The following is a 12,519-nucleotide window of genomic DNA, read 5'->3' as shown; positions in this document are numbered from 1 at the left end:
GGGAGGCCGCCGTCGTCGGGCTCCCAAGGGGATCCGGGAGCGTTGCCCCCGGTCACGCAGGATCTGCGGGAGCATCAGGGCGGGCCCTGCCCCAGCTGAGGGAGCGTCCGCTGTTGGCGAAATATGGCCCCGAAAGGCGTCGATTCCCGGGTTTTTCCCCGAAAAAGGCCGAAAACACGCGGAATTTGCCACCTCGGCGGCGGCAAGCTGGTAAGTTTTCGGACAGTGGCTTGTGCGCATGCCGTGTGCAGGCTCCAGAAATCATGACAGTCCAGGAGGACATAAATGGCTAAGAACCGTAGTGAACTTGTTGCAGAGGTAGCAGGCAAGGCCGGCACCAGCCAGGCAGCCGTCAACTCCGTGCTGGATGCACTGTTCGAGGTCTTCGAGACCTCTGTCGCCGCCGGCGAAAAGATCACCATCCCGGGCTGGCTCGCCGTTGAGCGCACCGACCGTGCAGCTCGCACCGGCCGCAACCCGCAGACGGGCGAGACCATCCAGATCGCCGCGGGCCACAGCGTCAAGCTGACCGCCGGCTCGAAGCTGAAGGCTGCGGTCTCCAAGAAGAAGTAGTCTTCTCTGAACGCTTGAAAGGAGCGGCGACCCCCTGGGTCGCCGCTCCTTTTTCGTTAACCGACAGCCGGGCGGGTGTGCCCGGGCAGATGGCGGGCAGCTCTCGATTCGGCGGGCAGGCGGGGCGTAGCGGACAATGGAACTGTGCCTTCCGCAGCAAATCCCCGTGCCACCACCGCCGCTCCCACCCCGTCCGGGGGAGGGCGGGGCGCCGTTGCGGGTTCCGGCGAAATCTCCCGGGCCTGGCTGGTCGGCGGACTTGCCGCGCTGTTCCTGGGACTAGTTGCCGCGCTGGTGTTCTCCGGCGCCGCGGCCGCCCGCGAGGTCTCCGACCCGGGTGCCCTGGTCCGCTGGGGCCTGCCGGTCAGCAAAGCCGTGCACAACATGGCGCTGGCCACCGTGATCGGCAGTTTGCTCTTCGCCGTCGGAATCCTGCCCCGCTCCCATGCCGGCTCCCGGTCCAAGGACGACGACGCCCCGGAACATCCGGCCTTCACCCGGACGCTGGCGATCGCCGCCGCCGCCGGGGCCGCCTGGACGCTGTCGGCGATTGCCGTGCTGGTGCTCAGCTACTCGGACATCGCCGGCCAGGGGATTTCCGGGGATCCGGAATTCACCCGCTCCCTGGTCTATTTCATGACCGACATCGAGACCGGCCGGGCTTGGCTGGCCGTCGTTGTCATCGCCGCCGTGGTCACCACGGCCCTCTTTGGGGTCCGCTCCCGGGGGGCCCTGGCGGCAACCCTGGTGCTGTCCCTCATCGGACTCGTCCCGTCAGCGCTGATCGGACACTCCGCCAGCTCCGCTGACCACGAAGGCGCCATCAACTCGCTCGGCCTGCACCTGGTCGGGGTATCGGCCTGGGTCGGCGGCATCATCACGCTGGCCCTGCTCTCCGGCACGCTGGCAGGCACCGCGGCCGGCTCGAAGTCCGGCAGCCGCCCCGATATCACCGAGCCGACGTTCCGGCGCTTCTCCGCCCTGGCCGGCTTCGCCTTCGTCCTCGTCTTCGCCTCCGGCGTGATCAACTCCAGCATCCGCCTCACGTCCTGGAACGACCTCTTCGGCTCGGCCTACGGGCAGCTGATCCTGGCCAAAGCAGCTGCGACGCTCGTCCTCGGCGGCATCGGCCTGATGCACCGGAGCTGGGTCATCCCCCAGCTGGGCAGCCAGGGCGGGGGGCTGTCCGCCCGCCGCGTGCTCTGGCAGCTCGTCGTGGCGGAACTGCTGATCATGGGGGCGACGTCGGGTATCGCCGTCGCGCTCGGCCGCTCGGCGCCGCCGCAGGGCGAGGCCCTGGCGCCGAACGCCTCACCGGCCTTCATCGTCTCGGGCTACGAACTGCCGCCGGAACTCACCCCGGAACGCTGGCTGACCGAATGGCGCCCCGACTGGCTCTGGGTCGCCGTCGCGGTCTTTGGCCTGGTGGCCTACATCCTCGGCCTGCGGAAGGTGCTCCGGCGCGGGGACTCCTGGTCCTGGTTCCGGACCCTCAACTGGGTGATCGGGCTCGGGGTACTCACGTATGTGACCTCCGGCCCTCCGGCGGTCTACGGCCGGGTGCTGTTCTCGGCGCACATGGTGGACCACATGGCACTGACCATGGTGGCCCCCATTTTCCTGGTCCTGGGCGCCCCCGTGACGCTGGCCCTGCGCGCGCTCACGGCCCGCCGCGACAGCTCCCGCGGCCCGCGCGAATGGCTGCTGATCGGCATCCACTCGAAATTCTCCCAGCTGGTGACGCACCCGCTGTTCGCCGCCGCCAACTTCGCCGGTTCCATCGTGCTGTTCTACTATTCGGACGCGTTCGGGTACGCGATGCGGGACCACATCGGCCACGAGCTGATGAACCTGCACTTCGCCCTCACCGGCTACATCTTCGTGCTCACCATGATCGGCACCGACCCGCTGCCCCGGCGTGCGCCGTACCCCATGCGGCTGATGCTCCTGCTGGCCACCATGGGCTTCCACGCCTTCTTCGGGGTCGCGATCATGGGCGGCACCGGGCTGCTGGCCGCGGACTACTTCGGCAACCTCGGCCGGACCTGGGGCCCGTCGGCCCTGCTGGACCAGCAGATGGGCGGCGCCGTGGCCTGGGGCATCGGCGAAGTGCCCACGCTGCTGGTGGCGATTGGCGTCGCCGTCCAGTGGTCCCGTTCCGATGCGCGCGAGTCCAAGCGCACGGACCGGGCGGCGGACAGGAATAACGACGCCGATCTCACTGCTTACAACGATATGTTTGCCAAGCTGGCCGAGCGCGATGCCCGGCTGGCCGAACGCAACTCAAAGCTGGAAGGACGCTCATGACCGAAACCGTACGCACCCACCTCCGGGTCCGGGCCTCCGAGCTGGTGGGCCGCAACTGGCTCAACACCGGCGGGAAATCATTGGACCTGGAATCCCTGCGCGGCAAGATCGTGCTGCTCGACTTCTGGACGTTCTGCTGCATCAACTGCCTGCACGTGCTGGACGAACTCCGCCCGCTCGAGCAGCAGTACTCCGACGTCCTGGTGACGGTCGGTGTGCACTCGCCGAAGTTCGAGCACGAGGCTGATCCGGTGGCCCTGGCCGCCGCCGTCGAACGCTACGAGATCCGCCACCCGGTCCTGGATGATCCTGAGCTGGACACCTGGAAGGCCTACACGGCACGGGCCTGGCCCACGCTGGTGGTCATCGACCCCGAGGGCTACATCGTGGCTCACCTCTCCGGCGAGGGCCACGCCGACGGCCTCGCCGTGCTCATCCCGGAGCTGATCGCCGAACACGAGGCGAAGGGAACGCTGCACCGCGGCGACGGGCCGTATGTGGCGCCGGAGCCGACGTCGGGCACCCTGCGGTTCCCCGGAAAGGCCCTGTTCCTCCCCGACGGCCGCGGCGTTGGAAGCGCTTCAGCGGCGGGTTCCTGGCTGGTCACCGACACCGGGCACCACCGCCTCGTGGAGCTCTCCACCGACTTCCAGACCGTGCTCGCCACCTACGGTTCCGGCGAGAAGGGCCACGCCGACGGCAACGCCGCCACGGCCCGCTTCAACGAACCCCAGGGCCTGGTCCTGCTCCCGGAGGACGTCGCCGCCGAGACCGGCTACGACGTCGTGATTGCCGACTCCGTGAACCACCGCCTGCGCGGGCTGTCCCTCGCGCACGGAACCGTCAGCACCCTGGCCGGCAACGGCGTCCAGCGGCTCCTCGAGACGGGACCGGCCCGGGTGGACGAGGAAGGCGCCGCCTACGGCGCCCGGCTGGAACCGGATCCACTGCAGGTCTCCCTCAGCTCGCCCTGGGACGTGGTCTGGTCCACCAAACTGCGTGCCGTCGTCGTCGCCATGGCCGGCGTGCACCAGATCTTCAGCTTCGACCCGCGCTCCGGCGCCGTGTCCATCATCGCCGGCAACGGCCTCGAGGGCCTCCTGGACGGCCCGGCCGAGGAAGCCTGGTTCGCCCAGTCCTCCGGCCTCGCCGAGGACGCCGACGGCAACATCTGGGTGGCGGACTCCGAAACCTCGGCACTGCGCAAGCTCGTGATCGGCGACGGCGGCGCCATCACCGTTGAGTCCGCCGTCGGCAAGGGCCTGTTCGACTTCGGCTTCCGCGACGGGAAGGCCTCCGACGCCCGGCTGCAGCACCCGCTGGGCGTCACCGTGCTGCCGGACGGCTCGGTGGCGATCGCGGACACCTATAACGGTGCCGTCCGCCGCTACGATCCCGCCTCGGGAACGGTTTCCACCCTGGCGCGCGGGCTGTCCGAGCCCTCCGACGTAATCGTGGACCACACCCAGGTCGCCGGCGCCGAGCCGCTGCTGGTGGTGGTCGAGGCCAACAAGCACCAGCTCGTCTACGTGCCGATCCCCAAGGAAGCGCAGCAGGTGGACGAGGGCGCGGCCCAGACCCACCGGCCCAAGACCCCCGTGGCCCCCGGGCTGCTGGAGCTGGCGGTCCGCTTCACTGCGCCCACGGGCCAGAAACTGGACGACCGCTGGGGCGACCCGACCCAGCTGAAGATCTCCTCCACCCCGCCGGAACTGCTGCTGGCCGGCGGCGGAACCTCGGTGGGGCTGTCCCGCACCCTGGAACTTTCCGCCGACGTGCCGGACGGCGTGCTGCACATCACCGCCCGCGCCGCTGCCTGCGACGGCCCGGAGGACGCGGACGGCGAGATCCCCGACCACGCCGCCTGCCACCTGTACCAGCAGGACTGGGGCATCCCCGTGCTGCTGCAGGCCGACGGCGACACCGAGCTGGTGCTGGACCTGCGCGGCATGGACTGACATCCGCCTGAGCGCCCCGGCTTTGGGCTGCTGTCCGTGACCCGGCGTCACGGACAGCAGCCTTTTGGGTTTAACCGGGCCCCGGATCCGCGGAGTCCCGGCGCGTCACGGTGCTGGCGGCCGCAAACCGCTGCGCCGCGTGACGCGAAGATGTCCACATAGCGGGTCCACGGACTCCCGGCACCGCGTGGCGGGGGAAACGATTGCCCCATGGATGTCTTCAGGGCCTTGGCGATCTGCGGGGGAGCGGCCCGGCGGCCTGCGATGACCCGCTTGGGAATCGACGACGCGGCACTGCGGCGGGCGGTGAGGGCCGGCGTCCTGCAGCCGGTCCGGGGTCTCTACGCGCTCCCGACGGCGGCTCCGGACCAGGTGGCGCTGCTGCGGCACCGGCAGCTCCTCACCTGCAGCAGCGCGGCGCCCTTCTACGGGCTCTGGCACGTGAACTCCGCCGGTCCGCTCCATGTGCATCACAGCCGCGGTTCAGCCTTCGAGGGGCAAGTCGGGCACTACGGACTGCTCCTCGAGCCGCACCCCTACCGGCCGGTTGCTGCGCTCGGTGACGTGCTCATCCACGCGCTGAGATGCCTGCCGTTCGCTGAAGCCCTGGTCATGGTGGAGTGCGCCGTCGGCCGGGGCGATATGACAGTCGGGTTCCTGCAGGACCGACTCCCCGGGAAGCGAAACGGCCGCGCCCGACAGGTCCTTGACTGGGTGGACCGCGGAGCCGAATCCCTGCTGGAGACCCTCGCCAGGACGTATTTCCGCCAGGCCGGCATCAGGGTGGAAACTCAGGTCCACATCGACGGCGTCGGCTCCGTGGACCTCCTGCTGGAGGGCACCCTGATTGTCGAGCTGGATGGGCGCCACCACGGTGAGCGGGTCCAGGTCAAGAAGGACCAGCAGCGCAACAACGTGTCCGTGGTTCAGGGCGACTCCGCGCTCCGGTACTACTACGACGACGTTGTGCACCACCCCGCGCTGATGCTGGCCGAGGTCCTGGCAGTCCTCGGCCGGACGCCCGGGCCGGTGTAGGCGTCACGGCAGGCAGGTTCTTGGCAGCTGGGAGCAACGGTTTCCGCGGAACGGCGGGGTGCGGTGGGGCCGGTGGAGTCAAGAAGCTGTCCGGCGTGACGCCGCCGCCGCCGCGGGGCCCTAGTAGCTCAGGAGCGGGGTGACCTTGACGGTGTCGGCGTCGATGTCCAGGCGGGCGGTGAAGCTGAAATCGTGGACCGTGTTGAGGTACGTCACGGCACCGGTGAACAGGTCCACCTGCTGGGCCTCGATGCGTGCTTTGCCGTTCAGGGGCGCCACCACCCAGCGTCCGCCGAAGGGTTCGATGCTGATGGCGGGGTACTCGGTGATGCTCCAGTCGATGGTGCCGTCAATGACCCGGTTGTTGGTGGTGTGGTAGAACGGGCAGTCCGGCTGGAGCTGCTGCTGCTTGTCGGCGGTGTCGGCGCAGGTGTCCAGGAACTCGTTGACCTTGCCGCCCACCGCGTCCTTCAGCCCGTCGGTGGCTTCCGTCATCAGGTTCAGCGGTGCCACGGGGACGTCCCGGCCTGACACCGTGGCCTTGGTGGGCGCGGCGGAGAAGTACTGACCGGCCAGGGAGGCCTCGTACTCGCCCGGGTAGAAGACGGCGAAGGTGTTGCGGCCGTTGGGCATGTTCACCGGGACGCCGTTGAGGGTGGCCTCGCTGGCGTTGACCACAGTCACGTCCAGGACCGGAAGGGCGGCTGGAACCAGGGCCCATTTGTGGAAGAACAGCCACTCCGTCCCGGACCTCTCCAGCAGGAACTCGGTCCTCAGCGCGCTTCCGTCAATCGTGTACTCGATCGGCACCATCACCTGGTTGTTGCCGCGGTCCTCGGCGTCGCCGTACCTGATGCCGCTGATCCGTGCGGTGGCGGTCTGCAGCGCCGTGCCGTCCAGCATGGCGGCGTTGCTCTGCGGAACGGAAGCGCTCAGCAGGCCAAGGGCTTTCTCGCCTTCGCCCTTCTGCAGGGCATCGAGATATTCACGGACAGGCTGCTGCGGGCTCGCAAGAGAGTTGTTCACAACGTTGATCGCAACGATGCCTCCGGCCACGGCAAGCATCAGGACCAGCAGCCATGCGGCTGCGATCCTGACCAACGCCTGACTCATTTGCACTCACCTTACGTTACCTGCACCCCACAGGAATCCCCTTGTCACGCGGGCTCGATGTGACAAGGTCCGCCTAGCGGCGGCGCTTAGGGGCGGTGCCGAAGACGCCGCGCAGCAGTTCGCGGCCGAGCTGGGTCCCGAGCGAGCGGGCCATGCTCTTGAGCCCGCCGCCGAGGGCGCCGCCCAAGGCCCCGGCGAGGTCTCCGGCCATGCCGCCGTCGTCCGCCGGCTGCCGCTGCGCCTGCCTGGGTGACTGCCGGGGCCCCCGGCCCGGCTCCTGACGGTCAGGTGCCGCAGCCGGCCGGCTGCTGGGGCGGCCCAGGATTTCCTCCTCGATCCGGCGCGCCTCGGCGTCGACGTCGGAGGCACGGCCGGGGGCCGGGGCAGTGGGTGCCGCGGCGGCGTCGGCCGCGGCCTTGCCGGAGATCCTCTCGTAGGCGGAGACGTTGTCGACGGCGGTGCCGTACTTGGGCAGCAGCGCCGAGCCGGCCACCGTGCTGGAGATCAGGGCGTCGGCGCTGGGCCCCATAACGGATTCCGGCGCGCGCAGGCGGGTGAGTGCCACCGGCGTCGGGGCGCCCTTCTCGTTCATGACGGTGATGACCGCCTCGCCGATCCCGGCCGAGGTGAGGGTTTCCTCGAGGTCGTAGTCGCTCATCGGGAACGTGGAGACGGTGGCTTTGAGCGCCTTGGCATCCTCCGGCGTGTAGGCGCGGAGGGCGTGCTGTACCCGGTTGGCGAGCTGCCCCAGGACCTCGGCGGGGACATCCTTGGGGGTCTGGGTGACGAAGAAAATGCCGACGCCCTTGGACCGGATCAGGCGCACAGTGGTGGTGATGGCGTCCAGGAACGCCTTCGAGGCGTCATTGAACAGCAGGTGGGCCTCGTCAAGGAAGAACACCAGCTTCGGCTTGTCCAGGTCCCCGGCCTCGGGCAGGTCCTCGAACAGGTCGGCCAGCAGCCACATCAGGAAGGTGGAGAACAGCATGGGCTTGGTCTGCAGGGTGGGCAGCTCCAGGCAGGTGATGACGCCGCGTCCGTCCGGTGCGGTGCGCATCAGTTCCGCGGTGTCGAACTCGGGTTCGCCGAAGAACTTCTCCATGCCCTGCGCCTCGAGCGTGATGAGTTCGCGGAGGATCACTCCGGCGGTCGACTTCGAGAGTCCGCCGAGTTCCGCGAGCTCGTCCTTGCCTTCGGCGGAGGTGAGGAACTGGATGACGGCGCGCAGGTCCTTCAGGTCGATCAGTTCGAGGTTGTTCTTGTCCGCAAAGTGGAAGACCAGCTGCAGGCTCGATTCCTGCGTGTCGTTGAGCTCCATGATGCGGGAGAGCAGGATGGGGCCGAAGGACGTGATCGTGGCGCGGACCGGGATGCCGTTGCCGTCGCCGCCCAGGGCCAGGAACTCCACCGGGAACGTCTTGCCGGACCAGGGCTGGCCGATCCCGGCCGTGCGGGCCATCAGTTTTTCGCTGCCCGTGGCGGCAGTGGCCAGGCCGGACAGGTCGCCCTTGATATCCGCCAGGAACACCGGGACCCCGGCGGCGGAGAGCTGCTCGGCCATCATGTGCAGCGTGACGGTCTTGCCCGTGCCGGTTGCCCCGGCTACCAGCCCGTGGCGGTTCATCATGGACAGCGGCAGCCGGACGGGGGCTTCCTTGTGGACCTCGCCGTCGATGATCGCGGCGCCCAGCTCAATGGTGGGGCCCTCGAGGGTGTACCCCTTCTGGAGGGTGGCGACTTTGTCTGCGGTGGATTTGATGGCCATGCGGACAGCTTAGCCGGGTCCGGCAATCCGGACCCGGCTCCGGCGGGTGGTGTTCCGGCGGTGCTACCCGGCGAGGGCCTTGAGGACTTCCTGCGCCACGTCCTCGCTGGACTGCGGGTTCTGGCCGCTGATCAGGTTGCCGTCGCGCACCACGTGGGAGCTCCACGCGGCGGCGTTCTCGACGACCGCGCCCTTGTCCTTCAGCACGTCCTCCACGAACCACGGCGTGTTGGGGCCGGTGCCGCCGCCCAGTTCCTCCTCGTTGGTGAAAACGGTGAGGCGGCGTCCCGCGAAGGCGAAGGCCCCGGCGTCGTCCGTGGCGCTCAGCAGACCGGCCGGGCCGTGGCAGAACGGGGCGATGATCTTGCCGGCCGTGTTCGCCGCGGTCAGGAGTTTGCCGAGGTCGGCGTCCCGGTAGAGGTCCGCCATCGGGCCGTGGCCGCCGGGCAGGACGACCGCGTCGTAGCCGGCGGGGTCGACGTCGGCCAGCGCCAGCGGCGCGGACAGCTCGGCGTCGATCCCGGCGAGGTAGCTGCGGAAGCTGTCGGCGCGGTCCTGGCCGCCGGCGGACTCGGCCGTCAGGCTCACCCCGTCGACCGTGGGCTTCGCTCCGCCGGGTGTGGCGATGTGAACGGTATGTCCGGCGTTGCGGAGGGTCTGGTGCGATACCACCAGTTCCTCGGCCCAGTAGCCGGTGGGGTGTTCGCTGCCGTCACGCATGGTGAGGGAGTCGGCGGCGGATACGACCATCAGAATGTTAGCCATGTCAGGCTCCTGTTCTGCCGGCCACGCGGCCGGCGGGTATAAGTGCGGGGGTTAGCGTGCGGCTTCGAGTTCGGCGTACGTGGCGTCATCCAGCACGACGCCGGCAGCGGCCAGGTTCTCTTCGAGGTGCCGGATCGAGCCGGTCCCGGGGATCGGCATCATGACGGGGGAGCGGCGCAGCAGCCAGGCCAGGGCCACCTGGGACGTGGTGGCGCCGAGCCGCCGGGCGGCCGCATCCAGCGGTCCGCCGGGCCGGGCCAGTTCCCCGGCGGAGATCGGTGCCCAGGGGATGAAGCCGATCCCGTTCTCCTCGGCGTAGGTGAGCACGTCCTCGGAGCTGCGGTCGGTCAGGTTGTAGCGGTTCTGCACCGTGGAGACGGTGAAGTACTTCCCAGCCTCCTCGAGTTCGGCGACGCTGACCTGGGACAGGCCCAGCGCCTTCACCTTGCCCTCCTTCTGCAGGTCGCGAAGCACGGTGAACTGCTCCTCCGGATCCACCTTGGGGTCGATCCGGTGCAGCTGCAGCAGGTCGAGCGCGTCGACCTTGAGCTTGCGCAGGCTCAGTTCGGTCTGCTGCCGGAGGTATTCGGCGCGGCCCAGCGGCACCCATTCGTGCGGGCCGGTGCGCGTGAACCCGACCTTGGTGGCGATCCGCAGACCGTCCCGGTAGGGGTGCAGGGCCTCGGCCAGGATCTCCTCGCTGATGTTCGGCCCGTAGGAATCGGCGGTGTCAATGAAGTCGACGCCGAGTTCAACGGCGCGGCGGACGACGGCGATGGCGGCCTGGCGGTCCGCCGGCTCGCCCCAGACGCCGTCCCCGACAATGCGCATGGCGCCGAACCCCAGGCGGTGGACGGTGCCCAGGTCCTTGAGGCCGATCGTGGCGGACAGTTCCGGATGCTGTGAATTGTCATGGCTCATGGGGGCGGCAACTCCTTCAGCCTGCTGAGTATTCCAACTTCCGACCCGCGCGGCGGGTTTCCCCGCCCCGGCTGGGGCCGGAAGTAAGCTGGAGCATGGCTACCCGGGCATTGAAAAAAGTTCTTTCCGCCGCCATCACGCTTGGCCTGCTCCTGCTGGGCGGAGTGCCGGCCTCGGCGGCCCCGCCCCGGAACACCGAGCCGGTCGGCATCGACGTTTCCTGGCCCCAGTGCGGCAAGACCCTCCCCAAACAGCCGGCGTTCGCCATCGTCGGGGTGAACAACGGCCTCGCCAACACCACCAACCCGTGCCTGGCAACCCAGCTCACCTGGGCCAACACCGCCCCGTCCCCGGCACGCACCGCCCAGCCCCGGGTGGCACTGTACGTCAACACGGCGAACCCCGGCCTGCAGGGTTCGTGGTGGCCCAGTTCCAACCACTACGGCGGCGCTAACGTGGCGAACCCGTACGGTGTCTGCCGCGGCGGCGGCAGCGGAGCGGACGACTTCCGGGCCTGCTCCTACATGTACGGCTACGCGAAGGCCTACGACGACGCCACAATCCGCGGGATCGACGACCCGGAGAAGTACCTGTGGTGGCTGGATGTGGAGACCGAAAACAGCTGGCAGCCGGACAAGGCCGCCAACGTCGCGGACCTGGAGGGCATGACCGCCTACTTCACCAGCATCCACGCCGAAGTCGGCCTCTACTCCACCGGCTACCAGTGGAACCAGATTGCCGGCACAGTCTCGGCGAGCAGCCCGCTCGCAGGGCTGCCCAGCTGGCTGGCGGGGGCGCGGTCGCTCACCGGCGCCAAATCCAACTGCTCGCTGCCGGCGCTCACCCCCGGCAGCCGCGTCGCCCTGACGCAATACGTCTCCGCCGGGCTGGACTACAACTACTCCTGCCCCTGAGCCGCCGCCTGCTGCATGGGCAGCGCCACAGCTGAGGCAGAAATATCCCGGGGCCCGGCGTCGTTGTCGACAGTGTGCCCGCGCCGGGATCCGGAGCGGCACCTGAGACTTCCCCGCTACGAAAGGCCGGCTTTTCCGTGACTGTTCCGCTTTCCATCCTTGACCTGGCAACCATCGGCAAGGGCCAGACGGCGGCAGAGAGCCTCGCGGGAAGCGTCGCCATGGCGCAGCTCGCCGAGAAGCTCGGTTACCGGCGGGTCTGGTACGCCGAGCACCACAACATGTCCGCCATCGCCTCCTCGGCCACGAGTGTGCTGATCGCCCACATCGCCGCGCAGACCGAGAGCATCCGCCTCGGCGCCGGCGGCGTGATGCTGCCGAACCACTCGCCGCTGACCATCGCCGAGCAGTTCGGCACGCTGGAGACCCTGCACCCGGGGCGGATCGACCTGGGACTGGGCCGTGCGCCCGGCAGCGACCAGAACACGCTGCGGGCCCTGCGCCGCGACCCGATGTCCTCGGACAGCTTCCCGCAGGACGTGCTGGAGCTCCAGGGCTACCTGACCGGCCCCACCCGCATTCAGGGCGTGGAGGCCACCCCCGGCAAGGGCACCGACGTGCCGCTGTACATCCTGGGGTCCTCGCTCTTCGGTGCCCGGCTCGCCGCGCAGCTGGGCCTGCCCTACGCCTTCGCCTCGCACTTCGCGCCCAACGCGCTGCAGGACGCCGTCGCGATCTACCGGCGCGACTTCCAGCCGTCCGCGCAGCTGGACGCCCCGCACGTGATCGCCGGCGTCAACGTCATTGCGGCGGATTCCGCGGCCGAGGCGCAGCAGATGTTCCACGCCACCAAACGCGCCCGCGTCTCGCTGTTCTTCGGCAACGGCCGCGAGTTCAGCGACGACGAGGCGGACATGATCCTGGACTCGCCGCAGGGCCAGCACGTGGCCCAGATGATGAAGTACTCCGCCGTGGGCACCCCGGACGCCGTGCTGGAATACCTGGACGAGTTCACCGCCCACGCCGACGCCGACGAGCTCATCGTCGCGCACCAGAGCACCGGCACCGAGGCCCGGCTGCGCTCCGTGCAGCTGCTGGCCGACGCCGCCGGGCTGGTCCGGGTCTAGGCATCCACGGGTCCCGGCACCCCGGGTTCCGGGCCGTGCGC

General features: G+C 69.2%; 10 protein-coding genes. 6 read left to right on the top strand and 4 right to left on the bottom strand.

Annotated elements, in window-relative coordinates; genetic code table 11:
- The first annotated feature begins 285 nt into the window (after window positions 1-285).
- From AC06G6_RS19040 to AC06G6_RS19025, 4 genes are all read left to right on the top strand, one after another.
- Complete coding sequence (locus AC06G6_RS19040; RefSeq protein ID WP_024367639.1) at window positions 286-573, top strand: HU family DNA-binding protein; 288 nt, start codon at window positions 286-288, stop codon at window positions 571-573.
- 144 nt (window positions 574-717) lie between these two features.
- A complete protein-coding gene (locus tag AC06G6_RS19035) occupies window positions 718-2,880 on the top strand; it encodes a bifunctional copper resistance protein CopD/cytochrome c oxidase assembly protein (RefSeq protein ID WP_479824754.1) in 2,163 nt (720 codons plus the stop codon).
- Window positions 2,877-4,838, top strand: a complete 1,962-nt coding sequence (locus tag AC06G6_RS19030; RefSeq protein ID WP_479824752.1) for an NHL domain-containing thioredoxin family protein — start codon at window positions 2,877-2,879, stop codon at window positions 4,836-4,838. Before AC06G6_RS19035 ends, AC06G6_RS19030 begins: the two co-directional genes overlap by 4 nt.
- A 210-nt stretch (window positions 4,839-5,048) precedes the next feature.
- Entirely contained in the window at window positions 5,049-5,873 is an 825-nt protein-coding gene (locus AC06G6_RS19025; protein WP_479824750.1) for an endonuclease domain-containing protein, read from the top strand.
- 120 nt (window positions 5,874-5,993) lie between these two features.
- Here AC06G6_RS19025 and AC06G6_RS19020 read toward each other — a convergent pair whose 3' ends face one another.
- The 4 genes from AC06G6_RS19020 to AC06G6_RS19005 form a co-directional block, all read right to left on the bottom strand.
- Window positions 5,994-6,986: a hypothetical protein gene (locus AC06G6_RS19020; RefSeq protein ID WP_479824748.1), complete on the bottom strand. Its 993-nt coding sequence runs from the start codon at window positions 6,984-6,986 to the stop codon at window positions 5,994-5,996.
- A 73-nt stretch (window positions 6,987-7,059) separates the two neighbouring features.
- On the bottom strand, window positions 7,060-8,751 hold the full coding sequence (locus AC06G6_RS19015; protein WP_479824746.1) for a helicase HerA-like domain-containing protein: 1,692 nt from the start codon (window positions 8,749-8,751) through the stop codon (window positions 7,060-7,062).
- Window positions 8,752-8,814: 63 nt separating this feature from the next.
- The gene (locus AC06G6_RS19010; protein WP_479824744.1) at window positions 8,815-9,516 is read right to left on the bottom strand and encodes a type 1 glutamine amidotransferase domain-containing protein; all 702 of its coding nucleotides are present in this window, start codon (window positions 9,514-9,516) and stop codon (window positions 8,815-8,817) included.
- A gap of 51 nt (window positions 9,517-9,567) precedes the next feature.
- Window positions 9,568-10,437, bottom strand: coding sequence for an aldo/keto reductase (locus tag AC06G6_RS19005; protein WP_479824742.1), 870 nt, complete (start codon window positions 10,435-10,437; stop codon window positions 9,568-9,570).
- A gap of 95 nt (window positions 10,438-10,532) precedes the next feature.
- Here AC06G6_RS19005 and AC06G6_RS19000 point away from each other — a divergent pair, with 95 nt between their 5' ends.
- Both AC06G6_RS19000 and AC06G6_RS18995 read left to right on the top strand, forming a co-directional pair.
- Window positions 10,533-11,351 carry a glycoside hydrolase family 25 domain-containing protein gene (locus AC06G6_RS19000; protein ID WP_479824740.1) on the top strand — a complete coding sequence of 273 codons (819 nt, stop codon included), beginning with the start codon at window positions 10,533-10,535 and terminating at the stop codon, window positions 11,349-11,351.
- A gap of 137 nt (window positions 11,352-11,488) precedes the next feature.
- Window positions 11,489-12,478 carry an LLM class flavin-dependent oxidoreductase gene (locus tag AC06G6_RS18995; protein WP_479824738.1) on the top strand — a complete coding sequence of 330 codons (990 nt, stop codon included), beginning with the start codon at window positions 11,489-11,491 and terminating at the stop codon, window positions 12,476-12,478.
- The last annotated feature ends 41 nt before the right edge of the window (window positions 12,479-12,519 follow it).

Source organism: Arthrobacter sp. CJL-S3 (assembly GCF_056711635.1).
The sequence above is the reverse complement of the archived record's forward strand: the minus strand, read 5'-3'. Positions and strand labels throughout refer to the sequence as shown.

What these genes read in the sequence shown, in the direction of transcription:
- AC06G6_RS19040 (WP_024367639.1), top strand. Translation starts at nt 286, where the DNA reads ATGGCTAAGAACCGTAGTGAACTTGTTGCAGAGGTAGCAGGCAAGGCC.
- AC06G6_RS19030 (WP_479824752.1), top strand. Translation starts at nt 2,877, where the DNA reads ATGACCGAAACCGTACGCACCCACCTCCGGGTCCGGGCCTCCGAGCTG.
- AC06G6_RS19025 (WP_479824750.1), top strand. Translation starts at nt 5,049, where the DNA reads ATGGATGTCTTCAGGGCCTTGGCGATCTGCGGGGGAGCGGCCCGGCGG.
- AC06G6_RS19020 (WP_479824748.1), bottom strand. Translation starts at nt 6,986, where the DNA reads ATGAGTCAGGCGTTGGTCAGGATCGCAGCCGCATGGCTGCTGGTCCTG.
- AC06G6_RS19015 (WP_479824746.1), bottom strand. Translation starts at nt 8,751, where the DNA reads ATGGCCATCAAATCCACCGCAGACAAAGTCGCCACCCTCCAGAAGGGG.
- AC06G6_RS19010 (WP_479824744.1), bottom strand. Translation starts at nt 9,516, where the DNA reads ATGGCTAACATTCTGATGGTCGTATCCGCCGCCGACTCCCTCACCATG.
- AC06G6_RS19005 (WP_479824742.1), bottom strand. Translation starts at nt 10,437, where the DNA reads ATGAGCCATGACAATTCACAGCATCCGGAACTGTCCGCCACGATCGGC.
- AC06G6_RS19000 (WP_479824740.1), top strand. Translation starts at nt 10,533, where the DNA reads ATGGCTACCCGGGCATTGAAAAAAGTTCTTTCCGCCGCCATCACGCTT.